This is a genomic window from Vreelandella halophytica, from assembly GCF_968193635.1.
Genome location: NZ_OZ309107.1, coordinates 1,140,638 through 1,166,529 on the forward strand (window position 1 = coordinate 1,140,638; position 25,892 = coordinate 1,166,529).

Here is a 25,892-nt window from a genome sequence, read left to right on the forward strand (position 1 = left end):
CGTAACGGATTTTTAGCCTGATACGCCAACGGGAAAAGGCGGAAGGCTAGCCAGCTTTGCCTTAAAAGCCTCGCGGATAGCGTATGGCGCGTCTACAATCGTGACCTCTCGTCACACACTTGACCCAGAGAAAAACCATGGCGCTGCTTTCCGACTTCGACAAAGAAACCGATTCACACGCTACCCAAGCCCCGATGGGCGCCGGGGTGTCGCCCTATGAGGCGCTTGACGAGAAGGCGTTGCTGGATAGGCTTTTGGAAATCTATGATCAGCGGACCATCGCCGAAGCGCTGGCGGAAGTCGATAAAGGCAGCTGGTGTCGGGAAACCATCAACCGTTGGGCGAAAGGCAAGGCCGAGCCCCGGGTTACCCACGCCGCCTACCGGCGCATGATCAGTATGTTGCCCACGCCCAAGGCCAACGATCTCAAGCCTGCATTTCGCTTCGTCGATCTGTTCGCCGGCATCGGTGGGATCAGAAAAGGCTTCGAGGCGATTGGCGGCGAGTGCGTGCTGACCTCCGAGTGGAACAAATACGCCGTTCGCACCTACAAGGCCAACCACTTCTGCGACCCGCAAAAGCACCGCTTCAACGAGGATATTCGCGAGATCACCCTGAGTGCGAACCTCGAGATCGATGAAGACACCGCTTACAAACATATTGATCAGCAGGTGCCGGACCACGACGTGTTATTGGCCGGATTTCCCTGTCAGCCGTTTTCTCTGGCGGGGGTATCGAAAAAGAACTCACTGGGCCGCAAGCACGGTTTCGAGTGCGATGCCCAGGGCACACTTTTCTTCGATGTGGCGCGGATTCTAGCGGCCAAGCGGCCCGCGGCTTTTTTGCTGGAGAACGTGAAAAACCTCAAAAGCCACGACAAGGGCAAAACCTTTCGGGTGATTTGCGAGGCGCTCGATGAGCTTGGTTATGAGGTAGCCGACGTCGATGTGCCCAAGGGGCGCGACCCGAAGGTCATCGATGCCAAGCACTTCATACCGCAGCACCGCGAACGGATCGTGCTGGTGGGCTTTAGGCGTGATTTGAACGTGCATGGAGGCTTTACCCTGAAAGACATCGCCAACATGTACCCGGAAAAGCCGCCTTCCTTTGGGGATATTCTCGATGCGAAAGTGGATGACAAATACATCCTGACGCCAAAGCTTTGGGAGTATCTTTATAAATACGCGCAAAAGCATCGCGAGAAGGGGAACGGCTTCGGTTTTGGCCTCACCCGTCATCACGATGTAGCCCGTACTCTTTCCGCGCGTTACCACAAGGATGGCTCGGAAATTCTGGTGGACCGCGGCTTCGATCAAGGCCAGGATTTCTACAGCGATGCCAACCAGCAGTATCGGCCCAGGCGTTTGACGCCTCAGGAGTGTGCCCGGTTGATGGGCTTTGATAAGCCCGGTGATAGCCACTTCGTCATTCCGGTGTCGGATACCCAGGCTTACCGCCAGTTTGGCAACTCCGTTGTCGTCCCGGTGTTCGAAGCCGTTGCCAAGCTGATGGAGCCGCGAATTCTTGCCGCTGTCGAAATCGAGCAAGATAGGTACAAAGAAGTGTAGAGACTGATCGAGACGCCACGGGCACTTTTACCAGGTGCCCGTGTCACTCTATAAACCTCACTGTCGAGCAGCGCCATGACGGACATTGTTGATCGCTTTACGCGATCGAAAATGATGGCTTCCATCAAGGGCAAGAATACCGCCCCGGAACGGTTCGTTCAGAGCGAGCTCGAAAAGCGCTATATATCGTTTGAGGCCCACTCCAAAGAGCTGCCTGGCAAACCGGATCTCGCACTGCCGCTTTATCAGGTGGCGCTGTTCGTGAACGGCTGTTTTTGGCACAGTCACCAAGGCTGTTTTTACGCGACCACGCCGGCGAGTCAAAAAACGTTCTGGCAGCAAAAGCTGGGCGAGACCGTGGAGCGCGACGCGCGCAAACGCGCTGAGCTCGAGGCCCTGGGCTGGCGGGTCATCGTGGTCTGGGAGTGCGGGTTCAAACACTGCGCGGATCAATTCGATGAAGTGATCGACGCCATTGAGGGCGAAATTTCGCTAAATGAGTGGCCCGAGAAGCCGCCGCGGGTCAGGGATTGAATAACCAAGCTATGGTTTGCCGGCCAAAGCCTTGCCGCGCCTGTCTGCAGGCAGTGAAACGTCGGGTTTTACCGCGCGAAATCTCATATCTTTGCTACGCTAATACAGCTAGCGACAACGCGGCCCGTGAAAAACGGCCGGTTGTAATGGAGCAAAAACATTCATTGGATGATCGAGGTATAAAATGGCGGACTTTCAGCGTATCAACCTGAGCCTGGACCACTATCAATGGGACGATATCCCCGGTAACGACCCGCGGGTCAGCGGTGAGCCGGAAGAAAGCACCTCGTTCGACCCCAAGCAGGGTAACGAAGTGCTTTATATGCTGAACATGGTGCTTTCCGCATCGGCGCCCATCACGGCGCTGCATAAGGGTGAAGAGCTGATTCGCGACGAGCTGCCCGCAGGCTCTCAGGATCAGTTCGCAGTGAAGAAGTGGCTCGACGCGCAGCTCTAATCCTGTGTTGAGGTCAGGCGGGCCGTTCATTTCGGCACCGCATAAAAAAGCCCCGCGATAGCGGGGCTTTTTCGTGGCACGGGGCTGCTTATTTTACGTCGTTGCCCAGTTCCGCCAGGCGCTCGGCGCTTAACGCGATATCGTCATTTTTGTTGACGCCAATACCCTTATCGACGATGTCCTGGGCAATGCTTTTAGCGTCATCGAGGGAGTGCATGGTGTAAGTGCCGCACTGGTACTCGTTGAGTTCGGGAATCTCGTCCATGCGCTCGAGATTGAGCACGTCGCGCATGGAGGCAAGCCAGGCGTCGCTGACCTTTTCTTCCGAAGGGCTACCCAAAAGGCTCATGTAGAAACCCGTACGGCACCCCATGGGAGAGATATCGATAATCTCGACGCCGTCACCATTCAAGTGGTTGCGCATGAAGCCGGCAAACAGGTGCTCCAGCGTGTGAATACCCTTTTCTCCCATCATCTCGGCGTTGGGCTTGTTAAAGCGCAGATCGAACACGGTGATCGTGTCGCCGGAAGGGGAGTTCATGGTTTTCGCTACGCGAACCGCCGGGGCGTTCATGATCGTATGGTCGACGGTAAAACTATCGAGTAAGGGCATGGGAGCTCCTGTGTCATCAATGGAAAGCCGGGCGCCAAGCGCCCGTGAGCCCGTCTGAGTAGTATGGGGTGCTTAGAAAGGCAGCACGCCGCTAAAACCAATACCCAGTATGGCAATAATGACGATGATAACAACGATGGCGGTGGTAGAGGGCATTTTCTTTTCCTGATAGGTGGTTAGACTTCTTTAGCGTAGTGCAAAGCGCTGCGTTGCGCACGCCCACCATTGCCAGGGGACCCTATAACGCCTAACAGGCGCGGTTGTTTTCCGTCGCCCCCGTTGTGAGCATACGGGGGGCAACCCGCCGCACCCAACCAATAGATACGAAAAAGCACCCTTTGAAAGGGTGCTTTTTCGTTGCCTCTGGGGACCGTCCGTGTGTTTTGCCTGCTCTTCCTGAGCTTCTCATTTCCTTGAGACTTTAACGCTCTACCTTGAGCTTTTTTCGTCCTTGAACGCTAAGTACTCATCCTGAGTACGTTCACTCCTTGAATGATATCGTTCTTCCTGAACGAGCGATCCTTCGCGAAGCGGTTTCCTTACCGCGAACACTACAGACTATAGAACAGGGCCAAGACGTGTACAAGATAAAATTGTATTTTTGTTGTACCTGCCTAGTACCGAAATGATGCCGGTAGAGGAAAAGTGAAATATTCGCCCCTGGACAAGGGTTTATTTCCTCTTTGACCCAAATAACCGGCAGTTTATCGAATTGGTTAACCTGGGATAGATCATTCAAAGTGGATAGGCCTCAAGGTGTGCGCACTGCTTAGGGAGAAGCTTGAAGGAAGGGTGAATACGGACATTCACGGGCACAAGGATGTTTAGACAGGATGTCTATGTAGCAGAGTTAGGGAGAATTCGATCAAGCCCCGGCCGTTAACGGCCGGGGCTTTTTTATGCGCCCTCGAAAGCGTGGGGTCGAGCTAGCAGGCCTTATGTACAGGCGCCGCAAATGGGCCAAGCGGAGTGTTCATGCCGCTTTGGTAAGCAAGGCAGGGGTCTGCGTAAAAGGCTCGCCCCTAAAGCCCTGGTACGCTTGGCATAAGGGGCGCCAAGTCGTGCGGCCAGTGTGTCATGTTGGGGAGAGCCGATATTTATTTGGTCATACGCGTGACACATTGGGTGGGCATGATGGTGATAGCACCGGGATGGTGCCAGGAGAGGCGGGCAGGAGGCCTGCGACACCAGGGAAGCGCAACAGTGGACGTTGCGAAAGCTTTTAGGGAGGACGTGCTCGTACTAGCACCCGGCCAACAGGCCGGGTCTTTTTTTGGTCGATGCTTTTAAAGGGGCGAGGGCAGTAACAGCGGTACAATGAAATAGACGAACACCGTGATCACGAACGCGCTCACGATATTCATGGCAAAGCCCGCCTTGGCCATCTGCTTGATCGAGATACGCCCGCTCGAAAAGACCGCCGCGTTGGGCGGGGTCGAGATCGGCATCATGAAGGCACAGGTCGTGGCCAGCGCCACGGCGATCATCAGCCCCAGCGGGTTGCCGGTGGTAATCGCCGAGGCGAGCCCTGCGGTAATGGGAATCGCCATGTTCGCCGTCGCGGTGTTCGAGATGATCTCGGTCAAAAAGAGCATTAGCAGGACCATGAAGAGCAGCAGCCAGAAGTAGCTAACGCCATCCAGCAACTGAAGCTGTTCGCTGATCCAGCCGGTCAGGTCGCTGGCGCTGAACGCCGCCGCCAGTGACATGCCCCCACCCCACAAAATGAAAAGCCCCCAAGGGAGATTTTTCATGTCGTCCCATACGAGCAGGCTGCGCTTTTCGCTGTGGGCGGGGATGATGAACAGGGAAATCGCGGCGATGATCGCGATGAGCGTATCGTTGAGCGGTAGATCGAAAAAGGGCGCCAGCCAGCCGCGCAGTGCCCAGGCAAGGGCGGTCAACACGAACACCCCCAGCACGCGCTTTTCATCCCGGGTGATCGGGCCAAGCGCCTCGAGCTCCTTGGCGACGAAGTTCACCTCCAAACGCGTGTTGGGCACCTTCGAGTACACCCGTGTCAGGTAGACGTACAAGAAGGCCAGCAGCAGCAGCGTGAGCGGTAGCGCGAAAATCATCCACTGCAAGAAGCTGATTTCGACATCGAAGAACTGCGGAATCATCGCCACGACGATGGCGTTGGGCACCGAGCCGATGATCGTCGCCAGCCCGCCGATCGAGGCGGCATAAGCCACCGTGAGCAGTAACGTCCGGGCAAAGGCGTCGCGCTGGTTCTTTTCGAACTGATCGCGCTCGTCAAGCTCCCCCAGCAGGGCCACGGCGATGGGCAGCATCATCAACGCCGTGGCGGCGTTGGAGATCCACATGGAGAGAAACGCCGAGGCGATCAACACGCCCAGCACGATACTGCGCAGGCTATTGCCGATACGGTTGACGATGGAAAGCGCGATACGCCGGTGCAGGTTCCAGCGCTCGATGGCGATCGCCAGAATAAAGCCGCCCATGTACATGTAGATGACCGGGTTGGCGTAGCCCACCACCGCCTCGTCCATCGCCATTACGCCGGTTAGGGGTAGCAACACCATGGGCAAAAAGGAGGTCACCGGGATCGGCACCGGCTCCGTTACCCACCAAACGGCCATCCAGACCGTCAGCCCCAGCACGATGCGTGGCATGGGATCGATCAGCGTGGCGGGCATCGCAAACTGTAATAACGCAAACAGCAGCGGCCCCGCCAACAGCGGCACCCAGCGGCGCCACTCTTGGGTTAACGCACTCATACCTGGCTCCAATCAATATCAAGTGGCTCAAACGGAGGTGTTTTTCACGCGTGAATCCTACCACCTTGGTCTATTGAACGTTGGTGGCAGGGTTAAGACTTTGGTCGTAATCAGGGGCAGCCCAGTGTCAGGCACACGATGCTATCCGCGCCTTCGGGGCGGCGCAGAAAACAAATCGAGTATCCAGCGGATAGGCGCTGAGAGTGAATAAACCAGATCAACAACGCGCATAAGGAAGGGGGAAAATAAAAACCCCGGCCAGTGGCCGGGGCGGGAGAGCTACTTCTTCGCGTCGCTCTTTTCGTCGTTCTCGTCGTCTTCCTTGGGTTTGTCACTGCCCTGATGGCCAAGGGTGCTGGCCTGATCCAGCCGGGGGTGGTTGTCGTAAAACAGCCGCTCGATATCGTCGACGTTGTCCAGCAACTTGATGGCTTCGGCCAGCACGTGAATCGCGGCGAGCACATCCTGGGTGTTGCCGGTTTCCGAGATGGTGTGCATGTTGCGCGTGGGAAAGCCGATCGAGGTCGCGGCGCTATCGATCGACGCCAGCACGCCTGCCATGCCATCGGTACCGGTATCCACACCCACCATATCGCGCTGCATGGGAATGTCGTGCTGGCGCGCGGTTTCGGCGATGATCCGGTTGAGCTGTTCGCTGGCCACCGAGCCCACGGACATGGTGAAGCCCTTGCCCATCTCGAGCGCCTGCATGCGCTTGTCGCCAATGCCCGGGGCGGCCACGTAGTCGTGGTTCACGTCGATGCCGATCAACGCATCGGGCTTGAGATCACCCGCCAGCACGCGGCTACCAAAGCGGCCGATCTCTTCGTAGCTTGCGATGGCAAACATCACGCGCACGTTGTTCGTGCCACCGGCTTCGGCCACGAGTTTGGCCACTTCCGCCGTGACGAAGCAGCCCAGGCCGTTATCCAGGTAGGCGCCGTAGAAGGTGTCCGGGCTAAAGCCTTTCTTGATCGGACGGTTGAAGATGATCGAATCCCCCGGGCGCACGCCCAGGTTCAGCACCTGCTGCTTCTTGTTCTCGCCGTGGATCTGCAAATCCAGGTAGATCTGCTCTTTCTTGATGCCTTTTTCGCCGCTGCGAACGCCTGGGTCAGAAAAGTGAATGGCGCCCAGTGCCTCGACGGTGCCGCCTTCCAAACGGCGATAGCTGCCCGGGGCCTCCGGGTCTTCGCTGAACAGAATCACTTCGTGGCCGATCAGCACGGTGGGCAAAAAGGAGTCGGTATTGATCCAGATCTTGCCGTCTTCGCCGATCGAGCGCACCTGCATGCGGATTTTATCGGCGTGGCCTACCAGCATCACCTTGAACATGTCGTCGCGGCCCGGATGCGTATCCAGTACCACGCCGGCGTTACCCCGGTACTGGTGGAGTTTCCAGTCCGTGGGAGCAAAGCTCTCGAAGTAGGGTTTCAATACGCCATAGGTCATGGCGCCTTCCAGACCGACCGGGCTGGGGGCCGAGATAATGTCGCGCATCACATCGAACTGCGCGTCGGGCATTGGCTGCGTCCAGGGTTTGGCGCTATCACTCATGTAATATTCTCCATCTTGTCGTTACCAGGCTAGTTAGTCTGGCACATTCTGTTGAAAACGTAAGCCGGTCGCGTTTAGGCGAACTCGTTATCGCTGTGAATCATTTCATAAAGCGTTCGAGCTGCGCTAGAAAGCGGATGGCGCCGGCTCAGTACGATACCCAGCTCACGCGGGGTCTCGGGACTGTGTAGAGGGCGGTAATCGATGCCTTCCACGGCTATTTGGCGAAAGCTCAAGGCGGGCAGCACGCTAATGCCTAGCCCCGCGGCGACCATTCTCCCCACGGTGGCAATCTGGCTTGCATCGCAGAGTATATCGAGCTTCACGTTGACCTCTTCCATTGTGCGGTCGATATCCTGACGGGAGCTGGAGAGTCGATTGATACCTATAAAAGGATAGCGACCCAACTGCGCCCATTCGATACGCTGCTGTTTGCCAAGCGGGTGGCCGACGGGAAAGACCGCCATATAGTGATCCACCAGAATAGGTTCAAACGTTAAGTCGTCCGAGTCCTGGGGTTTGACGGAAAGGCCAAAGTCCGCGCGCCCCTCCCGGACCATCTGATTGATCTGATCCGCCAGTACGTCGTGTAGGTTCAAGTTAATACGCGGATAGCGTTCGTGAAAGCGCTTGACGACCTTGGGAAATAGCCCTGCGGCAAGAGTAGGAAGAGCCGCGACCGCCACTTTGCCGCGCTGCTTCGAAAAGTGCTGGCTCAGGTCTTCGAATGCCTCGTTCCAGTCGCCAAGTAGGCGCAGGGCGATAGGCAGAAAGGCCTCGCCCTCCGGTGTCAGCGCCAACTGGCGACTGGTACGCGCAAACAGCGCCCCGCCCACGTTCTCCTCGAGTTTACGCAGCGCGATGGAAATCGCGGGTTGGGAAAGATGCACGCGCTCGCTGGCCTCGGCAAAGCTACGCGATTGAGCCACCGCCACGAACACCTGCAGTTGTTTTATGCTGGTAGTCATTTAGAAATTAAAACACAGATCGAATGCCTTTCATTGTATTAAAGAGAGCTAAAGGGGAGGGGACTCGGGACTTTTGCATACCCTCGAGGCCTATACTTTAGTTTATGTAAAGTATCTTTAATGCTCTTTTGAGACGGCCGTTGGCGCCAATAATCCTTCACACATAACGGGTTAGAAAGTCTTTTCATGACGTTTTAAATAATTAAACCAAAGATAAAAACAATTTAATATACAAAATCATGTCGGCCTTCCATCGTTAAGCATCGCTTTTAAAAAAGCGTTGTTATGTAAGGACTTATACCTTCGTCTGATAACAAGAAAGGCTCATTCATACGGGCCTGGGAGCTGACATGAAAACGCTACTGACCGCCGTTATCGCAGGCACGGCTTTGCTCGCTGCTGCCACCAGCCACGCCAACGAACGCCTCTTGATAGGCTCGACCTCAAGTTCGTCCAGCCACTACAGCTATTTCGTCGCCGTCAACCAGATCATCAACAACCAGATCGACGGCATCAGCTCCTCGGTGGCGGAAACCGGCGCCGCGGTGGATAACCTTCGCCGCCTGGGGCGTAACCAGATCGATATGGGGCTGGTGACCACCAATATTGGCTATCAGGCCTACGCCGGCGAGCAGGATTTCGAAGGTCGCCCCGTCGATAACCGCTTGCTGTGGGTGTACACCGTATCGCCGCAAAACGCGGTCATGCGCGAAGATGCCGGCGTCACGTCATTTGGTGAGCTGGACGGCGTTCGCTTCAATCCGGGGATCACCGGCTCCGCCACCGAGAAGACCACCGAGGCCGTCATGGAAACGTTGGGCATCTCGCCGGACTACGTGCGGGGCTCGACCACCGACATCGTCGATGCCATGAAAGATGGTCGCGTGATGGGCTCGGTCAAATCCGGCGTGGGTGATCGTTTGGATGGCTCGACCATGGATATCGCGACCTTTACGCCGATCAGCGTGCTCTCCCTCGACGACGAGCAGGCACAAACGCTGCGCGACGAAATGCCGGACATCGCCATTGTCGACGTGCCCGAAGGCGCCGCTGACGGTATCCCCGGCTACACCACCTGGGCGTTTGGCGTAGCCGTACACGCGCATCCCGATATGGACGAAGAGACCGCTTATCAGATCGTCAAGGCGGTAATGGAGAACCCGGAACCCCAGGTCAACGCGTTCGCCGCCATGCGCGATGCGGACATTGCGCAAATGACCCTGGAAGTCGGCACGGTTCCGCTTCACGCGGGGGCGGCGCGCTATTTCGAAGAACAGGGATTTGATATTCCCGATGCCTTGCAGCCCGTGCAGTAACGGCTAACCAGTGAGGATGTTCATGCGCGATGCTCTTGTTAAAGGATTGGCCCTCTCGCTTGGGGGCTTGATCCTCTTTACCTCCGCCACCGGGCCCTTCGAGAGCCTGGTTCAACGCAGTATCTTTCTCGCGCTGGTCATCCTGCTGGGGCTTGCCGTCTACCCCCTGGGCGATGGCAAGCGCTGGCGCCCGGCGGGGCTTATGATCGATGCGCTACTTGCCATTGGCGTGGTGCTGGCCTGCGGCTACGTGGCGCTCAACCACGAACAGATACTCGTCGAGCTGCCCTGGGCCTCGCCGCGCGACATGGCGCTGACCGGGGTGCTGCTCATCGCCATTCTGGAGCTTTCGCGCCGGGCGATCGGCTGGATATTTCCCCTGTTAGTGGTCGCTGGGCTCGCCTACGCCTGGTTCGGCGCCTATATTCCGGGGCCGCTGGGTCATCGCGGTTTCGATCTTTACTACATGACCGAGACGATCTACCTGGGGGATCTGGGTGTGTGGGGCATGCTGGTCGGCGTGGCCGCCACGACCATTGCCGCGTTCGTCCTCTTTGGCTGTTTGCTGCTGCATACCGGCGGCGGCAATACCTTCATGGATCTGGCGCTGCGCATCAGCGGGCGCTCGCCGGGCGGGGCCGCCAAGGTGGCGACCGTCGCCTCGGGGCTTTTTGGCATGGTGAGCGGCAGCGCCGTAGCCAATGTGGCCACTACGGGTAACTTCACCATTCCGATGATGAAACGCCTCGATTATCCGCGCCCCTTCGCCGCGGGCGTGGAGGCGGTGGCCTCCACCGGTGGGCAGATTGCCCCGCCCATTCTGGGGGCGGCGGCGTTCATCATGTCCGAGATCATCGGTGAGAGTTATCTGCGCATTGCGTTGGCGGCGTTATTGCCGGCGGTGCTTTTCTACCTGGGTGTGTTCTTGACGATTCATCTGGTGGCCAAGCGCCGCGAGCTGAAAGTAGTGCCGGAAGACGAGCTGCCGCCCTGGTCTGATGTACTGCGTATGGAGCGCATCATTCCCATTCTGGCGGCGCTGGGCGGGCTCTTTTACGGGGTGCTGAGCGGGCGCTCCATTCAGATGTCGGCGTTCTACGGCATCCTGATGACGGTGCTGACCTTCGTGCCTTTTGCCTTGATTGCCCGGATGCCGCTCAAAGAGATCGCCGGCAAGCTGCTGGGCGGGCTGGTCGATGCGGGCAAGGGCATGGTGATCATCGGTGTACTGCTTGCCGGCGCGCAGATTCTGGTGGCCATGATCGGCATGACCGGTATCGGCGTCACGCTTGCCAGCTTGATCGTCAACGTGGGGGGCGAGTCGCTCTTTCTCGTGGCGCTGATCGTGGGCGGAGTGTGCTTGATTCTGGGGATGGGGATTCCCACCACCGCCGCCTACGTGCTGGTGGCCTCGGTGCTGGCGCCGGCCTTGACCACCGTCGGTGTCGAGCCGCTCATCGCGCATCTGTTCGTTTTCTACTTCGCCACGCTTTCGGTCATCACGCCGCCGGTGTGTATCGCGGTATTCGTCGCCTCGGGCATTGCCGGGACCAACTGGCTGCCCGCGGCGGTCGAAGCGGTGCGCCTGGCCGCCGCGATCTACGTCATTCCCTTTTTGCTGCTGATCTACCCGGCGCTGGCGGGGTTTGGCTCGGCCTGGGATATCGTTTTGGCGAGCTCTCAGGGCGTGGTCTTCGTGGTGGCCTTTGCCGCGCTCATGTCCCGCGTGGCGATGACCGGCCACCGCGTGGTCGATGCGCTGGCACTTGCACTGGTGATCGGCCTTGCGCTGATACCCGGGTGGCTGACCACGCTCAGTGCGCTGGTGATCATCGTGGCGCTGTTCCTGCGTCGGCGCCGGTTGCTGGCGTCCGACACTGCATCTGCGGCGCCAACACCGCCGGCCTCGGCTGTTTAAGGAGCACATCATGAGTTTTCTACTGGGAAGTGGCGCAGGGTTCTCGGGTGATCGTACCGATGCCGCCGAAGCGGTGGTAGCGGAGCTGATCAAGCGCCAACAGCCGGCGGCGCTGGCTTTTGAAACCCTGGGCGAGCGCACGCTGGCGGCGGCGCACCGGGCCATGCGTGAAGACCCGGCCCAGGGGTTCGAGCCTTTGATCGAGGAGTTCTTGCCACCGGTTCTGCGTGACTGCGCCGAGCACGGTATCAAGATACTGGGCAACTTCGGTGCGGCGAACCCCAAAGGGGCGTGCGAGCTGGTCCGCCGCCTGGCAGTGGAGGCGGGCTGTCCGGATATCGCGATTGCCCAGGTGTACGGCGACGACATTCGTGATCGGCTGCACGCGCTCGACCTGACTCAGTGGGAGGCCGAACGCCAAACGCTGCCCGAACAGAGCGCGCTCATTTCCGCGAACGTCTACCTGGGCGCCAGGGCACTGGTGGAGGCGCTGTCGCTGGAGGCGGACATCGTCGTGACCGGGCGCGTTGCGGACCCGGCGCTTTTCCTGGCACCGCTAATGCACCATTTCAAATGGCGCTGGGACGACTGGGACCGGCTGGCCTGCGGCATGATGGCCGGCCACCTGGCCGAGTGCGGCGCCCAGGTCAGCGGCGGCTACTTTGCCGACCCAGGCGTCAAGGAGGTGCCCGGGCTTGCCACGGTGGGTTACCCCATCATCGAGGTGGAAGAAGATGGCCGCCTGCTGATCACCAAGCCCGAGGGCAGCGGCGGCTGCGTCACCGAGCAGACCGTCAAGGAACAACTGCTTTACGAAGTCCACGACCCGGCGAATTACTTGACCCCGGACGTGGTGGTCGATCTTTCCAACGCCACGGTTCGTCAGGTCGGCCCGGATCGGGTGGCGGTCAGCGGCATTCGCGGCAAGCCCGCCCCGGAGCGCTTGAAAACCACCGTGTGCTACGAAGGCGGCTGGCAGGGCGAAGCCGAGATCTCCTACGCCGGGCCCAATGCGCTGGGCAGGGCCCAGCTGGCCGCCCAAACCTTGCGCGAGCGCCTGGCGTTTCGCGCGCCGGCGGAGCTTCGTACCCGCTTCGACATCATCGGCCTTACGAGCGTGTTCGACAGCGACGACGGCGCCTTGCAGCGGCTGGCGGCCCCCGCCTCTTCAAGTGGCGACTACCGCCTTCGCTTGGCCGCGGAGCACGCCGAACGGCGCTGGGTGGCCCGCGCCACCCAGGAGCTTCTGGCGCTTTATTGCGCCGGCCCAGCGGGGGGTGGCGGCGTCCGGCGCCAGTTCCAGCGCCGTGTATTCACCGCCTCTTATCTGGTCAAACGTAGCGATATCCACGACTACGCCGAGCTGTTTCAATCTTACCATCAAGAAGGTGTCGCCCATGCTGCAAGCTGACCAGACGACCCCGGCGCAACGCCTCGACACCGTGCCCCTTCACCAACTGGCGCACGCCCGGGCCGGGGACAAGGGCGACCGGCTCAACATCGCGCTTTTTGCCTACCAGTCGGCGGATTACGCGCGGCTGGTCGAGGCGCTTACCGAGGAGCGGGTGCTCGCGCTCTTTGCCCATCGCGGCGCCAGCCGTGTCCAGCGCTACTTGCTGCCGAATTTGGCGGGTATGAATTTCGTCATCGACGATGTGCTTCAGGGCGGCGTCAACGGCGCCTTGAACCTCGATGGCCACGGTAAGACGCTCTCTTATCTGCTGCTGGGGGTGGAGCTTTAGCGCTAACCGGGTACTCCGTATGGCCCTGACGGCGAGAAGCCCCTGGCGAGGTGATGCCGGTGGTTTTAAAGCGCCAGGCGCCTGGCGCCCAGCGGCTTAACGCCCGGGCCCCCAGGCCCTGGCCGGTAAAAGTCCTGGGCTTTTAGCGGAAAATCCTCCAGGATAACGCCTTTTTTTCATGGACAGGATGAAAAAGCATGGCGTCTTCTGATCAACCGCGCGCGCAGTGGTTAGGCCGTTGGGGCTTTATGCTCGCCGCGACCGGCTCGGCGGTCGGGCTTGGCAATATCTGGAAGTTCCCCTACATGACCGGCGAATACGGCGGTGGTGTTTTCGTGCTGGTCTATCTGGTCTGTATTTTGGCGGTCGGTGTGCCGGTGATGATGGCCGAGATCGCCTTTGGGCGGCGCGGCCAGGGGAGCCCCGTCGATGCCTTTCGCCGGGTGGTGAACGAGTCCGGGCGCTCGTCGTTCTGGTCGCTTTTTGGCTGGATGTCCATGCTGTGCGGCTTCATGATCCTGTCGTTTTACGTGGTCGTCGCGGGCTGGTCGTTCTCGTATCTCTGGAAAACGCTCTCCGGCGGGTTGAACGGGGAAAGCGTCGAGGCGCTGGCAGCAGTGTTCGACGCCAACAATGAAAACCCATGGAACCTTGGCTTTTGGAGCACGCTGGTAACGATTGCCACCATGGTGATCGTCGGTAACGGGGTTCAGCAAGGCATCGAGAAGAGCGTGCGCTGGATGATGCCGGGGCTGGTGATCATGCTGCTGATATTGATCGGGTTTGGCGCCTTTTCTGGCGGCTTTAATGAGGCCTTCGCGTTTTTGTTCTCGTTCAACGCCGGCAGCCTCTCCAGCGACGCGATGCTGGCGGCGCTTGGCCACGCGTTCTTCACGCTCTCGCTGGCCGCCGGCGCCATTTTGACCTACGGCAGCTATCTGCCCAAAACCGCCTCCATCAGCCGCACGACGTTGAGCGTGGCGCTGGCGGACACTGTCGTGGCCCTCATGGCGGGGCTTGCCATCTTCCCGGTGATTTTTGCCAACGGTATGGACCCGGCCGGTGGGCCGGGGCTGATTTTCATGAGCCTGCCCATCGCCTTTCAAGCAATGCCATTGGGGACGCTGTTCGGGGCGCTATTTTTCATGATGCTTTCCATGGCCGCGCTCACCTCGTCGATCTCGATGGTGGAGGCCACCATTTCCTGGCTTTGCGATAACAAGGGCTTTTCGCGCTTATCGGCGGCGGTGAGTACCGGTATTGTGCTTTGGCTGATCAGCACCGCGGCGATGCTCTCGTTCAACCTGGGCGCGGACTGGACGCTGGCGGGAAAGACGTTCTTCGACTGGCTGGACTACCTGACTTCGCGCTGGATGATGCCGCTGGGCGGGTTGGGCACCGTGCTCATTGCGGGCTTCTTACTCAAAAATACCGTCATGCGCGAAGAGCTTGGTTTGAACCCGCGCCTCTACGCGCTGTGGCTTTTGATGGCGCGCTACGTAAGCCCGCTGGGCATACTCGTGATCTTTGCCGACCAGCTAGCGCTTTATAGCGTGACGTTCACCCAGCACTGGCCGTGGCTGCTGGCCATTTTGCTGGTGATGATCGTTCTGGGCGAGCTTTTAAGCCCGCGGCTTCGCCAAGCGCTTAAAGCGCCCTGATGGGTTACTGGTCGAGCTGCTGTTCGTCGATGAACGCCCGGGTCAGCGGCGTTTGGCAGTGGGCGAATACTTCCTGCAGAAACTTTTTGCGCGCGCCGCGATAGCCACCGCTTAAAAGCACCGTTTGAGTCAGGCTTTCCAGCAGCGGCGTGCGCTGCTGCTCATCGAGCGCGGCGTACTCGCGAAGCGCGGTGGGCCAGTCCACCTCCAGCGAATCGGGCTTATCCGGTAGCGTCGCCAGCAGGCGCGACAGGTCCAGTACCAGGTTGGGGTGGGGGTGCTGGTTGCGCATGATCATCTCGCCCACGCCCTGGGCCAGTAGCTTGCGCGTTTGTTCCGGCGCGTCGTCAAGGCGCTCCATGATGCGCTCGATTTGGCGCGGGCCGCAGGCGAGCAGGTAGGCGTCTTCGGTGACCCGCGCGGCGATCCAGGCGTTCCACACCGCGTAGAGCGGCGCCATCAGCATGGGCAGCAACCCGCGCAGCGTTAAGCGCCCCAGCAGGCGGCGCATGACCATACGCAGCAAAAAGCTGCTCATGCTGACCTTGAGCCGATAAAGCAGCATGCGCAGGGTCAGTTTCCAGCCGTGCAGGTAGGCGTGCGGGTCGACCCCGTAAATCAGACTCCCCGGGCTTGGGTACTCCAGCGCCACGCGCGCTACCCCCTGGAGGGTCAGCTCGACCGTTGGCGGCTGGGGCGACTCGCTGCTGTAGTTCAAACCGGCAAAGTAGCTCACCCGTGCTACGCCGCGCAGCGCGTTCCAGTAGAGAAAGCCGATTTCCAGTAGCGTTACGAAGCCGGCAAACACCATGTAGGCGGCCCAGTAGGGCAGCTGTTCGCGAAACGATAAAGACGCCCAATCGCTGACCAACACCTGGCGCATCCACCACTCGGAGCCGCCAATCAGCGTGCCCGAAATAATCCCCGCCATGGCCGCCCACAGGATCACCCAGCGCCGGCTTTTCTTGACCGCGGCCCGGTCGGGCTTGGCAAGCGCGGTATGGCGGGTGAGACGGCGGCCGATGTGGCGGCTCGCCCAGCGCTGCATGATATCCGGGGAGGGGGCAAATTCTTGGTCGGGGCGGGTAAGCGGCATGGTCACCAAATAGACTTTGTATTTGCCCTACAGGGTAGCGGCTACTTTCGCGTAGTACACGCTTTGATTGCACCCGGATGGGTGCCCGCGCGCATCAATTCGTCCCAGCGGGTGGTAAAGCGGTTCGAGCGGTGGGCGCAGCGTAAATGCCAGGCGGCTTTTTCCGGGGCGGCGCCAAAGCCGATCTTGCCCTGGCCCATGCGCTGATTGATATCGTCCATGGTGGCCATCAGCTCGGGGTGGTGCTGATGGCGCGGGGGCTGATGCAAAAGCGAGAGCTGATACTGCTCGGCATCGACCAGGTCCAAAAGCATCACACCTGCTTTCATGAAGCGATGGTTCGGGCGATATATTTGCTCGAGGCCTTCGCGCACGGCGCTAAGTATTACTCGCGTATCGTCGCTTGGCGAGGCCAGCGCAATCATCGCGTGGGGGAAGTACTGCGGCTGGTCCTGGCGGTGGCGATTGGTGCTGAGAAAAATCATCACCGCCCGCGCCAGGCTTCGCTGCTCACGGAGTTTCTCGGCGCTGCGCTGGGCGTGGCGGCTGAGCGCGTGGTGAAGGTCCGCTTTAACGCCGGTCGGTCGGCCGAACGAGCGCGAGGTCATGATGCGCTGGCGCGGCTCGTTCACCGCGTTCATTTCAAGACACGGCGTGCCGCGAAGCTCCAGCGCAGTACGCGCCAGCACCACGGAAAAGCGCCGCCGTAGATCGTGATGGTCGCACTCGCGAAGCTCCCAGGCGGTGCGGATCTGGTTGACCGCCAGCCGCTCGGCCAGCCGTCGGCCAATGCCCCACACCGCGCTTACCGGGGTCTGCTTTAAAAGCGCGGCGCTCTCCTGGGAGTCGGCGTGCAGCAGGCACACGCCCTGGTAGTGGGCGCGCTTTTTGGCGTAGTGGTTGGCCAGTTTGGCAAGCGTATGGGTGGGGGCGAGCCCCACGCAGACGGGGAGCCCCAAATGGCGGCGAATGCGCCGACGCAGCGCCTCACCAATGGCCTGGCACTGCGCCGGGCTCAACCCGTCGAGATAGACGAACATTTCGTCGATGGAGTAGGGCGCCACCGCCGGGCAGGCGTCGCGCAAGAGCTGGCAGAGCCTTCCCGACATATCCCCGTAAAGCTCGTAGTTGGACGATTTCAGGTGGATACGCCCCTGGCGGCGCAGCGTTTCGAGCTTGAAAGCGGGCACGCCCATGGGGATATCCATGGCTTTCATCTCTTCCGAGCGGGCGATGATGCAGCCGTCGTTATTGGACATCACGCCGACGGGCCGGCCCTCCAGGTCGGGCTGAAAGACGCGCTCGCAGCTAACGTAGAAGTTGTTGGCATCGACCAGGCCGATCATGGCATGTACTCGTGGATGACCGCGCGCACCACGCCCCAAAGCTGGCAGTCGCTGCCTTCCAGAGGCAGCGGCGGGTAGCGCGGGTGGGCAGAGCACAGGTGCGGCGTGCCGCCATGCAGCGCGTAGCGCTTGATCAGCACTTCGTCGTCGAACATGGCCACCAGAATATGGCCAAGGCGCGGCTGGATGCTGCGGTCCACGACCAGCAGGTCGTTATCGAAAATGCCCCAGCCCTCCATGCTGTCGCCGGTGGCGGTCAGGTAAAACGTCTGCGTCGGATTCTTGATCAGCCGCGTGTTCAAATCCAGCGTGCGCTGCTCGTAATCCTGGGCGGGGGAGGGAAAGCCGCTAAACCCGGCACGCGCGTACAGGCCGGGAAACGCCAGCGGTTGAAAGGTTAACGGCCAGGCTGTCGCAACGTGGGCGGGTTGAGACGGCATCGTGACGTCCTCGAGAATAAAGTAATGTATGTATATACAGTATTTGTTTTCGAGGAGAAAAATGCAAGTGTCACGGTTTGCGCTTTCTCAGCGGGCGAGCCAAAGCCCCACGACGATGGCGCTGATCACGGCGATAAAAAACACGGTATTGCGAACGCGGGTATCACGGCGAGGTTTCATAACGGTACTCATTAGGCAGGAATTTTTTAAAAAAGGGGCGCTTGAAGCGGTCCAGGCGCTGGGCCTGGCATGGTAACGTTTACGCTATAAAGCGTCATCAAGGTAAATGCGTATGAATACGACGAGGCACTGCTCATGAACGACGCCGCAAGGCCACTTTCACTGGCCGGTGGCCGCCTGGCGGGGCTTACCTGGGGGCGGCCCGACGCGCCGGCTTGGCTTGCCTTGCACGGCTGGCTGGACAACGCCGCAAGCTTCACACGGCTGGCGCCGCTTCTGGTTCGCGCCCTCGATATCCGCATCGTGGCGATCGATTTTCGCGGCCACGGCCACTCCGCACACGGCCCGGCGAACGCCGACTACGCCCTGTGGGATTATACCTTCGACGTGCTCGACGTCCTGGACGAACTCGGGCTCGAGCGCGCCACGCTGCTGGCCCACTCCATGGGCGCGGCGGTGAGCTGCGTGTTGGCCGCCGCCCTCCCCGAGCGGGTAGAGAAACTTCTGCTGATCGACGGGCTGGGCGCGCTCAACACCGAGGCCCGCGAGAGCACCGAGCAGCTACGTAAAGGGCTGTTGGCTTACCGGCGCCCGGTCTCCAGGCCGCCGCGCTACGCCGATATCGAAGGCGCGGTGGCCGCCCGGGTGGCCGGTGGCGTTACCTCGGTGACCCGCGCCACTATCTACCCGGTGGTCGAGCGCAACACCCAGGCAAACGTCGAGGGCGCTATCGAGATGCGCACCGACAGCCGCCTGCTCAAACCGTCGCTGGTGCGCTTCACCCCGGAGCAGGTGCTGGCGCTGCTGGCCGGTATACAGTCCCCGGTCCTATTAATCGAGGGAGACAAAGGCATTTTGGCCGCGCGGCGCTGGTCGGAGAAGGCCCGCCAGGCGGTGAGGCACTTGACGCGCCAGATAGTGGCGGGTGGCCACCACCTGCACCTGGAGCCCGAAGCCGTGGAAATGGTCGCCAGTGTGATAGGTGAATATTGCGAGCGCGAAGCCGGCAAGCACGGGCAGTGATGAGCAGGCTCGAAAGGAGTGTGAAACCTTCGAGCGGCGCATACCAGAAGTGGCTGTCAGCCGCGTTTACGGCCCACGCTTTCTAAGCAGTACGTACACCGCGCCGGTGCCGCCATCACCCTCCACGGCGGAGCAAAATGCCAGTACCCCCGGCCATTCTCTGAGCCAGGCGTTGGTATGGCTTTTAAGAACGGGGAAGTCCGCCGTGGCGCCCCAGGCCTTGCCGTGCACCACCAGTACGCAGTGAAGTTTTTGGTCAGCGGCGTCGCGAAGAAAACTCTCGAGCTCCAGGCGGGCCTCTTCCAGGGTATAGCCGTGCAGATCGAGCCCCGCCTGCCAAGCGGTTTGGCCGCGCTTTAGCTGGCTAAACGTGCGGTAGGGCAGATCGGGAATGGTGAATTCCAGGTATTCCGACGGCCGCACTGGTTCTACGCGGCCGTCGGAGGTGCGCCCGGTCGCGGTCTGATCGCCGCCTTTGACTGCCGCCTGGCGCCGGGCGGCCTGGGCGTCTTTTTCGCGCTTGGGTTTGCCCGGGTCCGCCTGATTGCTAATGAGGCGCCGCACGCCCGCCTCCTGAAGCGCCTGGCGAAAGGCGCTGATATCTTCATCGTTGGGCGAGTGGCGGCGTCGCGACATGGGGGGCTCACAAAAATAGCGGGGTGAAAAGTGGCTTGAAAACGCACAGTATAGCGGCCCTAACGGCGCTGTGAACCGGGCGGCGTCGAAGGTACAATTATTTAACGATTTTTACACAGCGGCGTTTACCAAGCGACGTTTTTAAAACCCCGCGGCGGTAAGGCTTTACGCCGCCGCGCGCTCAGCCAGGAGCCCTTGTGACCACGCACCTCAATGCCGAGACCTCTCCCTCGACGCTTACTCTGCCGGAGTCGGCGTTAACCAGCGACTTGATCACGCTGCGCGATTATCTGCGCTGGGCGACCAGCGAATTTTACGTGGCGGGTCTTCACTACGGTCACGGCACCGACGCCCCCTGGGATGAAGCAGTTGCGCTATGTTTGGGGGCGCTGCACCTGCCCTGGAACGTCGACCCCGGTGTGCAGGACGCACGGCTTTTGCCCATCGAGCGCCAGCGTATCATCGAGCTTGTGCGCAGGCGCGTCGAGACGCGTGCGCCGCTTCCGTATCTGCTGGGCGAGGCGTTTTTCGCAGGTTTTCCTTTTGATGTGGACGAGCGCGTGTTGATTCCCCGCTCGCCCATTGCCGAGTTGATCCTGGATGGCTTCGGCGCCTGGTTCGATGAAGAGCCCCCCGAGCACGTGCTCGATCTGTGCACCGGTTCCGGCTGTATCGGTATCGCCACGGCGCTTACGCTGCCCACCTGCCACGTCACGCTTGCCGATATCAGCCAGGACGCGCTGGCGGTGGCGCGCCAAAATATCACCCGTCACGACGTGGGCGGCCGGGTGCGCGCCGTAGAGTCCGACGTGTTCGATGGCTTGGAAGGTCAGCGTTTCGATTTGATCGTCTCCAACCCGCCCTACGTCGATGCCCAGGACCTGGCCACCATGCCGGCGGAGTTTAGCCACGAGCCCGCGCTTGCCCTGGGCGCCGGCGCTGACGGGCTGGATATCGTGCGGCGCATTCTGCGCCAGGCACGGGGTTACTTGAGCGACGACGGCTGGCTGATCGTCGAAGTCGGTAATTCTGATCGTCACGTCGAAGAGGCCTTTCCCGAGGTTGGCTTCATGTGGCTCGAATTCGAGCATGGCGGCCAAGGCGTTTTTGCCATCAGCGCCGCTGAACTCGACGCCCATGCGGCGTCATTTGCGTAAGGAATCGTCTCCATGTCTGGCAATACGTTTGGCAAACTCTTCAGCGTGACCACCTTCGGCGAGAGTCACGGACCGGCGCTGGGCGCCATCGTGGATGGCTGCCCACCAGGGATCGAGATCAACGAGCAGGATCTTCAAGCCGAGCTCGACCGTCGCCGGCCGGGAAGCTCGCGCCATACCACCCAGCGCAAGGAGCCGGACGAGGTACGCATTCTCTCCGGCGTGTTCGAGGGTAAAACCACCGGTACCTCGATAGGGCTTTTGATCGAGAACACCGACCAGCGCTCGAAAGACTACTCCAGGATCAAGGATCAGTTTCGTCCCGCCCACGCGGATTACACCTACCATCACAAGTACGGCCACCGTGACTACCGTGGCGGCGGGCGCTCCAGCGCCCGGGAAACCGCCATGCGCGTCGCCGCCGGCGCCATCGCCAAAAAGGTGTTGGCCGCCCAGGGCATTCAGGTGCGCGGCTACATGAGCCAGCTAGGCCCGCTCAAGATCGAGTTCAAAGGCTGGGAGGCGGTGGAGCAAAACGCCTTTTTCTGCCCGGACGCCGCGCGCGTGGCCGAGCTCGAGGCATTCATGGACCAACTGCGGCGCGACCAGGACTCCATCGGCGCGGAGATTACCCTGGTCGCGGAGGGCGTGCCGGTCGGCCTTGGCGAGCCGGTGTTCGACCGGCTGGACGCGGAGCTTGCCCATGGGCTGATGAGTATCAACGCCGTGAAAGGCGTCGAGGTTGGCGCGGGTTTTCAAAGCGTGGCTCAGCGCGGAAGCCAACACCGCGACGAGTTGACCCCGGAAGGTTTTCTCTCCAACCAGGCCGGCGGCATCCTGGGCGGTATTTCGAGCGGCCAGCCGATCATTGCCCGCATCGCGCTCAAGCCGACCTCGAGTATCACCACGCCCGGGCGCTCGATCGATGTTCACGGCGAGCCGGTCGAGGTGATCACCAAGGGGCGTCACGACCCCTGTGTCGGTATTCGTGCCACGCCCATTGGGGAAGCGATGATGGCGATCACGCTGCTGGATCACCTGCTAAGACACCGTGGCCAGAACGGTGATGTCAGCGTGACCACGCCCCGCTTGAGCTGACAAAGTTTGTCGACGTTTGCGCTGCTACACTTGAACGCAGCGCAAGCATCGCTTGCCACCGCCATCCTCTTCACCACCGTATAACAACAGCGCGTCATACGAGCAAAGGGAGCCGTCCATGAAAATCAACGTTGAGTTCGACCTTACGCCGGAGGAGTTTCGCCAGTCGCTGGGCCTGCCGGATGTGGAAGCTTTTCAGCAGCATTTGCTCGACAGCATTCAGCGCCAGATGGAGTCCGGGGTGGAAGGCTACGACCCGATGAGCCTGATGCGTCCTTTCCTGCAACAACCCATGATGCAGCAAGGGCTCTCCCAGGGGCTTGCCCACTTTGGCACCTACCAGCAGATGATGCTGGACATGCTCAAGCAGGCGGGCAGTGCCGCCGGCGGTGAGCCGGCCAAGGATGACGCCGAGCAGACGCAAGCGCAGGGCAAGGAGCAAAAGCCGCGCGCCAGCGCCTCGTCCCGCTCGCGTGGCAAAGAGTAATTCGGAACGGCGTTGCCAAACGTGGCGCCAGTCACTACGCTTTTGGTAGCGCCGAAGGGTGGTTTCGGGGTACAAAAGAGACGTGCCGTCTTTTCAAAAGCGGATGTTTGGACGGTATCAGGCCTTATGGAACGGCGCTTGCTGGGCGATGGGTCAACGAGTATGCAAGCCTCTCTTCGCGCAGCATAACGTGTATAAAAAAAGCGATGTAGAACCTCTCTACATACATTGATGTGACCTCATTGCCTTGAAAGGAGCCAGGACCATGCAGGACAAAATGTTTGATGCCTTCAACAGTCAGACCCGCCAGATGTTCGAGCCGATGCGTAAAATGAACTCGCTGATGCTCGACAACATGCAGAAGCTGACCCACTACCAGCTCGAAGCGATGCAGCGCTACTCTCAGATGGGCTCTGATCGCGTGCGCCGCGCAACCGACGTAAGCGATGCCGAGAGCATGCGCGACTTCGGCGCCCAGCAGGCCGAGATGATGAAAGAGCTTTCCGAGCAGATGCAGGAAGACGCGCGCGCCATGGGCGAAATGAGCATGACGTTCAAGTCCGAAATGGAGAAGCTCTTCAGCGATGCTGGCCGCCAGATGGGCGAGCAGGTCAACGCCGCCGGCAGCCAAATGCGCGAGCAGGCAAACGAAGCCGGGCGCAAAATGAACGAGCAGGCGAGCAACGTCGCCAAGGGTGGCGACCCCAGCGGCCAGGCCAGCAGCGAATCTACTCGCAAGAAGTAATCGGTAATGCTCACGGCGCCTTCGGGCGCCGTCTTTTTTAGCCGTTGGGTAAAGAGGTAAAAGCGCCTCGGCAACAGCGCGTCGCCGAAGCGCAGGGAGGCAACGTATGCAGTCAGCGTGGAACACGGCGCCGCAAGGTCTGAGCCAGGCCGAAATGGCCGCCTGGAAAAGCGTGCTGGAGGAAGTGGGCGAGCAGTACCAGGCTCTGATGGAAGAACTGCTTGGCAAGATGGCGCCCAGCGAAGCCGCCGATTCCGTTTACGGCGATATGCGTCAGAGCTTCGAGGCGGCCGCCCAGTCGCTGATGGGCGACCCGACCCTTTTGTGGGAAACCCAGGCGCGGCTAATGCAGGATCAGTGGCTTTTATGGCAGCAGGGTATGCGCAGCCTTGCCGGCGAGACGGTGACGCCACTGATCAAACCCGCTCAGGGGGATCGCCGCTTCAAGGACGACGCCTGGACCAGCGAGCCGTTCTATCTTTCCCTGATGCAGCAGTACCTGCTCTTTTCGCAAACCGTGGACGAGCTGATCGGCAAGCTGGACGGGCTCGAAGGAACGAGCAAGCGTCACCTCACCTTTTACGCCCGCCAGCTGGTCAGCGCCATGTCGCCTTCCAACTTTATTTCCACCAACCCGGAAGTCGTGCGGCGCACGATGGAAACCAAAGGGCAAAACCTGGTAGACGGGCTGACCCGCCTGCGCGAGGACCTGGCCAACTCCGCCGAGGGCATCAACGTACGCATGACCGACCGCCAGGCATTCGGTATCGGCGACAACATCGCCGTCACGCCAGGCTCGGTGGTGTTTGAAAACGAGCTGATCCAGCTGATCCAGTACACGCCTACCACGGAGCAGGTTTTCAAAACGCCGCTTTTGATCCTGCCGCCCTGGATCAACAAGTACTACATTCTGGATCTGCGCGAGGACAACTCGCTGGTGAAGTGGCTGGTGGACCAGGGCCACAGCGTCTTTTTGATTTCCTGGCGAAACCCCGGCCCCGAACAGCACGACGTCACCTGGGCAGATTACATGCAGATGGGGCCGATCAGCGCGATGGAGGCGATCGAAAAAGCCTGCGGCGAGAAGTCGGTCAACCTGATGAGCTACTGCGTGGGCGGCACGCTGGCGGCCTCGACCGTGGCGTACCTCAACAGCACGCGCCGTGGGCGTAAGGTGAAATCCGTCACCTACATGGCCACGCTGCAGGATTTTCGCGACCCGGGGGATATCGGCGTTTTCTTGAGCGAGTCCGTCGTGCAGGGGATCGAACAGTCCATGCAGTTAAAAGGGTATCTGGACGGTCGCTCCATGGCCTACACCTTCAATTTGCTGCGGGAAAACGATCTGTTTTGGTCGTTTTTCATCAACAACTACTTGAAGGGCGACGTACCCGCTGCGTTCGACCTGCTTTACTGGAACACCGACGGCACCAACCTGCCCGCCGCGACCCACGGCTGGTATTTGCGCCACATGTATCTGGAAAACCGCCTGGTCGAGCCCGGCGGCATCGAACTCGATGGCGTGAAGATCGACCTTCGCAAGGTCTCCACGCCGAGCTATTTCGTCTCCGCCAAAGAGGATCACATCGCCAAGTGGAACAGTACCTACCATGGGGCGCTTTTGCCCAAGGGGCCGGTCACCTTCGTGCTGGGCGGCTCTGGCCATATTGCCGGCATCGTGAACCCGCCGCACAAGAACAAGTACGGCTACTGGACCAACGATACCTTGCCTGCTGAGCCCGAGGCCTGGCTCGAGGGCGCCCAGCACCACGAGGGTTCCTGGTGGCCGCACTGGCAGGCGTGGATGACCCAAAATGGCTATGCCGATGCACAAAAAAAGGTGGCCGCGCGCGTACCGGGAGAGGGTGGGCTGAGCGTGGTCGAACCTGCCCCCGGGCGCTACGTACGCCAATCCATTCCCGAGGTGCTTGGCGAGACGCCGGATGTAGAGTGATCAGCGCCACGCACTATAAAGCACGGCGCACCGGGCTTTTTTAGGCTCGCGCGCTCAGGCAAATTGTCGCATCGGGAGGGCGGCGCTTCTAAAGGGCGTAGGGTAATAGCGTATAATGAGTGTTTGCGGCACCGCGCTTAAACGCCGCTGACTCAAGCCGAACGCTTGCTCAGGAGATCATGCATGCTCGATACACTCAAATTCGTACAGCGGAGCGTCGTTCCCGTCCTGCTGGGCGCCGCCGTTTTGCTGGGAGCGGTCAGCGCTCAGGCAAGCACTATCAATGTGTCCAACCCACGCCTGAGCCTGGTGCCGGGGGATACGCCCGGTGCTGGCTACTTTGACATCGCCAACGACGGCGACACCGCCATTACGCTCATCGGCGCCGAAAGCGATGCCTTTGAAAAGGTCGAGATGCACGAAAGCACCGAGCACGACGGCATGGCGCACATGCACGCCATCGAAGATATCGAGATCGCGCCAAGCGAAACGTTCAGCTTTGCACCGCGCGGCCATCACCTGATGTTCATGCAGCGCGTCGACGCGCTACAAGAGGGTGACGAGGTCGAGGTAACGCTCGAGTTCGAAGAAGAGCGTCTGCCGGTCACCTTCGACGTGGTGTCCCCCGCGTCGCTTTAACGTGCGGCGAAAATAC

The 25,892-nt window shown here is 60.3% G+C and carries 23 protein-coding genes; 15 read left to right on the forward strand and 8 right to left on the reverse strand.

Annotated elements, in window-relative coordinates; genetic code table 11:
- Positions 1-137 precede the first annotated feature (137 nt).
- From dcm to ACWHXT_RS05385, 3 genes are all read left to right on the forward strand, one after another.
- Positions 138-1,568 carry a DNA (cytosine-5-)-methyltransferase gene (gene dcm / locus ACWHXT_RS05375; protein ID WP_447957527.1) on the forward strand — a complete coding sequence of 477 codons (1,431 nt, stop codon included), beginning with the start codon at positions 138-140 and terminating at the stop codon, positions 1,566-1,568.
- Positions 1,569-1,643: 75 nt separating this feature from the next.
- Positions 1,644-2,102, forward strand: coding sequence for a very short patch repair endonuclease (locus tag ACWHXT_RS05380; protein ID WP_447957528.1), 459 nt, complete (start codon positions 1,644-1,646; stop codon positions 2,100-2,102).
- Between the two features lie 184 nt (positions 2,103-2,286).
- The gene (locus ACWHXT_RS05385; RefSeq protein ID WP_447528199.1) at positions 2,287-2,559 is read left to right on the forward strand and encodes a hypothetical protein; all 273 of its coding nucleotides are present in this window, start codon (positions 2,287-2,289) and stop codon (positions 2,557-2,559) included.
- Between the two features lie 88 nt (positions 2,560-2,647).
- On the opposite strand, the gene luxS is transcribed toward ACWHXT_RS05385, so the two are convergent.
- From luxS to ACWHXT_RS05405, 4 genes are all read right to left on the reverse strand, one after another.
- The gene (gene luxS, locus ACWHXT_RS05390; RefSeq protein WP_447928484.1) at positions 2,648-3,172 is read right to left on the reverse strand and encodes an S-ribosylhomocysteine lyase; all 525 of its coding nucleotides are present in this window, start codon (positions 3,170-3,172) and stop codon (positions 2,648-2,650) included.
- A gap of 1,286 nt (positions 3,173-4,458) precedes the next feature.
- Positions 4,459-5,913 (reverse strand): SLC13 family permease, encoded by a 1,455-nt coding sequence (locus ACWHXT_RS05395; protein WP_447928485.1) that lies wholly within the window; start codon positions 5,911-5,913, stop codon positions 4,459-4,461.
- A gap of 279 nt (positions 5,914-6,192) precedes the next feature.
- Positions 6,193-7,470 (reverse strand): M20/M25/M40 family metallo-hydrolase, encoded by a 1,278-nt coding sequence (locus tag ACWHXT_RS05400; protein ID WP_447957529.1) that lies wholly within the window; start codon positions 7,468-7,470, stop codon positions 6,193-6,195.
- Positions 7,471-7,544: 74 nt separating this feature from the next.
- Positions 7,545-8,438, reverse strand: coding sequence for a LysR substrate-binding domain-containing protein (locus ACWHXT_RS05405; RefSeq protein ID WP_447957530.1), 894 nt, complete (start codon positions 8,436-8,438; stop codon positions 7,545-7,547).
- 350 nt (positions 8,439-8,788) lie between these two features.
- Between ACWHXT_RS05405 and ACWHXT_RS05410 the strand changes: the two genes are divergently transcribed.
- The 5 genes from ACWHXT_RS05410 (at position 8,789) to ACWHXT_RS05430 (ending at position 15,075) form a co-directional block, all read left to right on the forward strand.
- Positions 8,789-9,754, forward strand: a complete 966-nt coding sequence (locus ACWHXT_RS05410; protein WP_447957531.1) for a TAXI family TRAP transporter solute-binding subunit — start codon at positions 8,789-8,791, stop codon at positions 9,752-9,754.
- Positions 9,755-9,776: 22 nt separating this feature from the next.
- The gene (locus ACWHXT_RS05415; RefSeq protein WP_447957532.1) at positions 9,777-11,672 is read left to right on the forward strand and encodes a TRAP transporter permease; all 1,896 of its coding nucleotides are present in this window, start codon (positions 9,777-9,779) and stop codon (positions 11,670-11,672) included.
- A gap of 10 nt (positions 11,673-11,682) precedes the next feature.
- Positions 11,683-13,083, forward strand: a complete 1,401-nt coding sequence (locus ACWHXT_RS05420) for an acyclic terpene utilization AtuA family protein (protein WP_447957533.1) — start codon at positions 11,683-11,685, stop codon at positions 13,081-13,083.
- Positions 13,070-13,414: an AtuA-related protein gene (locus ACWHXT_RS05425; protein ID WP_447957534.1), complete on the forward strand. Its 345-nt coding sequence runs from the start codon at positions 13,070-13,072 to the stop codon at positions 13,412-13,414. The genes ACWHXT_RS05420 and ACWHXT_RS05425 overlap by 14 nt, the downstream gene beginning before the upstream one ends.
- Before the next feature lie 197 nt (positions 13,415-13,611).
- On the forward strand, positions 13,612-15,075 hold the full coding sequence (locus tag ACWHXT_RS05430; RefSeq protein WP_447957535.1) for a sodium-dependent transporter: 1,464 nt from the start codon (positions 13,612-13,614) through the stop codon (positions 15,073-15,075).
- A 4-nt stretch (positions 15,076-15,079) separates the two neighbouring features.
- On the opposite strand, the gene ACWHXT_RS05435 is transcribed toward ACWHXT_RS05430, so the two are convergent.
- The 3 genes from ACWHXT_RS05435 to ACWHXT_RS05445 are packed head-to-tail and all read right to left on the reverse strand — an operon-like array spanning position 15,080 to position 17,957.
- The gene (locus tag ACWHXT_RS05435) at positions 15,080-16,171 is read right to left on the reverse strand and encodes an LBF_2804 family protein (RefSeq protein WP_447958012.1); all 1,092 of its coding nucleotides are present in this window, start codon (positions 16,169-16,171) and stop codon (positions 15,080-15,082) included.
- Positions 16,172-16,212: 41 nt separating this feature from the next.
- Complete coding sequence (locus tag ACWHXT_RS05440; protein ID WP_447957536.1) at positions 16,213-17,517, reverse strand: Y-family DNA polymerase; 1,305 nt, start codon at positions 17,515-17,517, stop codon at positions 16,213-16,215.
- Entirely contained in the window at positions 17,514-17,957 is a 444-nt protein-coding gene (locus tag ACWHXT_RS05445; protein WP_447928494.1) for a LexA family protein, read from the reverse strand. The genes ACWHXT_RS05440 and ACWHXT_RS05445 overlap by 4 nt, the downstream gene beginning before the upstream one ends.
- 315 nt (positions 17,958-18,272) lie before the next feature.
- On the opposite strand from ACWHXT_RS05445, the gene ACWHXT_RS05450 reads away from it, so the two are divergent.
- Complete coding sequence (locus ACWHXT_RS05450) at positions 18,273-19,160, forward strand: alpha/beta fold hydrolase (RefSeq protein WP_447957537.1); 888 nt, start codon at positions 18,273-18,275, stop codon at positions 19,158-19,160.
- 66 nt (positions 19,161-19,226) lie between these two features.
- Here the strand turns inward: ACWHXT_RS05450 and ACWHXT_RS05455 are convergent, their stop codons facing one another.
- Positions 19,227-19,796, reverse strand: a complete 570-nt coding sequence (locus tag ACWHXT_RS05455) for a Smr/MutS family protein (RefSeq protein WP_447957538.1) — start codon at positions 19,794-19,796, stop codon at positions 19,227-19,229.
- Positions 19,797-19,993: 197 nt separating this feature from the next.
- Between ACWHXT_RS05455 and prmB the strand changes: the two genes are divergently transcribed.
- The 6 genes from prmB (at position 19,994) to ACWHXT_RS05485 (ending at position 25,876) form a co-directional block, all read left to right on the forward strand.
- On the forward strand, positions 19,994-20,953 hold the full coding sequence (prmB, locus tag ACWHXT_RS05460) for a 50S ribosomal protein L3 N(5)-glutamine methyltransferase (protein WP_447957539.1): 960 nt from the start codon (positions 19,994-19,996) through the stop codon (positions 20,951-20,953).
- 12 nt (positions 20,954-20,965) lie between these two features.
- Positions 20,966-22,051: a chorismate synthase gene (gene aroC / locus ACWHXT_RS05465; RefSeq protein WP_447957540.1), complete on the forward strand. Its 1,086-nt coding sequence runs from the start codon at positions 20,966-20,968 to the stop codon at positions 22,049-22,051.
- Between the two features lie 118 nt (positions 22,052-22,169).
- The gene (locus ACWHXT_RS05470; protein WP_447928499.1) at positions 22,170-22,538 is read left to right on the forward strand and encodes a hypothetical protein; all 369 of its coding nucleotides are present in this window, start codon (positions 22,170-22,172) and stop codon (positions 22,536-22,538) included.
- A 265-nt stretch (positions 22,539-22,803) separates the two neighbouring features.
- Entirely contained in the window at positions 22,804-23,283 is a 480-nt protein-coding gene (locus ACWHXT_RS05475; RefSeq protein ID WP_447957541.1) for a phasin family protein, read from the forward strand.
- A 106-nt stretch (positions 23,284-23,389) separates the two neighbouring features.
- Positions 23,390-25,237, forward strand: coding sequence for a class I poly(R)-hydroxyalkanoic acid synthase (gene phaC / locus ACWHXT_RS05480; RefSeq protein WP_447957542.1), 1,848 nt, complete (start codon positions 23,390-23,392; stop codon positions 25,235-25,237).
- A 183-nt stretch (positions 25,238-25,420) separates the two neighbouring features.
- Positions 25,421-25,876: a copper chaperone PCu(A)C gene (locus ACWHXT_RS05485; protein WP_447957543.1), complete on the forward strand. Its 456-nt coding sequence runs from the start codon at positions 25,421-25,423 to the stop codon at positions 25,874-25,876.
- Positions 25,877-25,892: the final 16 nt, after the last annotated feature.

What these genes read in the sequence shown, in the direction of transcription:
- dcm (WP_447957527.1), top strand. Translation starts at nt 138, where the DNA reads ATGGCGCTGCTTTCCGACTTCGACAAAGAAACCGATTCACACGCTACC.
- ACWHXT_RS05380 (WP_447957528.1), top strand. Translation starts at nt 1,644, where the DNA reads ATGACGGACATTGTTGATCGCTTTACGCGATCGAAAATGATGGCTTCC.
- ACWHXT_RS05385 (WP_447528199.1), top strand. Translation starts at nt 2,287, where the DNA reads ATGGCGGACTTTCAGCGTATCAACCTGAGCCTGGACCACTATCAATGG.
- luxS (WP_447928484.1), bottom strand. Translation starts at nt 3,172, where the DNA reads ATGCCCTTACTCGATAGTTTTACCGTCGACCATACGATCATGAACGCC.
- ACWHXT_RS05395 (WP_447928485.1), bottom strand. Translation starts at nt 5,913, where the DNA reads ATGAGTGCGTTAACCCAAGAGTGGCGCCGCTGGGTGCCGCTGTTGGCG.
- ACWHXT_RS05400 (WP_447957529.1), bottom strand. Translation starts at nt 7,470, where the DNA reads ATGAGTGATAGCGCCAAACCCTGGACGCAGCCAATGCCCGACGCGCAG.
- ACWHXT_RS05405 (WP_447957530.1), bottom strand. Translation starts at nt 8,438, where the DNA reads ATGACTACCAGCATAAAACAACTGCAGGTGTTCGTGGCGGTGGCTCAA.
- ACWHXT_RS05410 (WP_447957531.1), top strand. Translation starts at nt 8,789, where the DNA reads ATGAAAACGCTACTGACCGCCGTTATCGCAGGCACGGCTTTGCTCGCT.
- ACWHXT_RS05415 (WP_447957532.1), top strand. Translation starts at nt 9,777, where the DNA reads ATGCGCGATGCTCTTGTTAAAGGATTGGCCCTCTCGCTTGGGGGCTTG.
- ACWHXT_RS05420 (WP_447957533.1), top strand. Translation starts at nt 11,683, where the DNA reads ATGAGTTTTCTACTGGGAAGTGGCGCAGGGTTCTCGGGTGATCGTACC.
- ACWHXT_RS05425 (WP_447957534.1), top strand. Translation starts at nt 13,070, where the DNA reads ATGCTGCAAGCTGACCAGACGACCCCGGCGCAACGCCTCGACACCGTG.
- ACWHXT_RS05430 (WP_447957535.1), top strand. Translation starts at nt 13,612, where the DNA reads ATGGCGTCTTCTGATCAACCGCGCGCGCAGTGGTTAGGCCGTTGGGGC.
- ACWHXT_RS05435 (WP_447958012.1), bottom strand. Translation starts at nt 16,171, where the DNA reads ATGCCGCTTACCCGCCCCGACCAAGAATTTGCCCCCTCCCCGGATATC.
- ACWHXT_RS05440 (WP_447957536.1), bottom strand. Translation starts at nt 17,517, where the DNA reads ATGATCGGCCTGGTCGATGCCAACAACTTCTACGTTAGCTGCGAGCGC.
- ACWHXT_RS05445 (WP_447928494.1), bottom strand. Translation starts at nt 17,957, where the DNA reads ATGCCGTCTCAACCCGCCCACGTTGCGACAGCCTGGCCGTTAACCTTT.
- ACWHXT_RS05450 (WP_447957537.1), top strand. Translation starts at nt 18,273, where the DNA reads ATGAACGACGCCGCAAGGCCACTTTCACTGGCCGGTGGCCGCCTGGCG.
- ACWHXT_RS05455 (WP_447957538.1), bottom strand. Translation starts at nt 19,796, where the DNA reads ATGTCGCGACGCCGCCACTCGCCCAACGATGAAGATATCAGCGCCTTT.
- aroC (WP_447957540.1), top strand. Translation starts at nt 20,966, where the DNA reads ATGTCTGGCAATACGTTTGGCAAACTCTTCAGCGTGACCACCTTCGGC.
- ACWHXT_RS05470 (WP_447928499.1), top strand. Translation starts at nt 22,170, where the DNA reads ATGAAAATCAACGTTGAGTTCGACCTTACGCCGGAGGAGTTTCGCCAG.
- ACWHXT_RS05475 (WP_447957541.1), top strand. Translation starts at nt 22,804, where the DNA reads ATGCAGGACAAAATGTTTGATGCCTTCAACAGTCAGACCCGCCAGATG.
- phaC (WP_447957542.1), top strand. Translation starts at nt 23,390, where the DNA reads ATGCAGTCAGCGTGGAACACGGCGCCGCAAGGTCTGAGCCAGGCCGAA.
- ACWHXT_RS05485 (WP_447957543.1), top strand. Translation starts at nt 25,421, where the DNA reads ATGCTCGATACACTCAAATTCGTACAGCGGAGCGTCGTTCCCGTCCTG.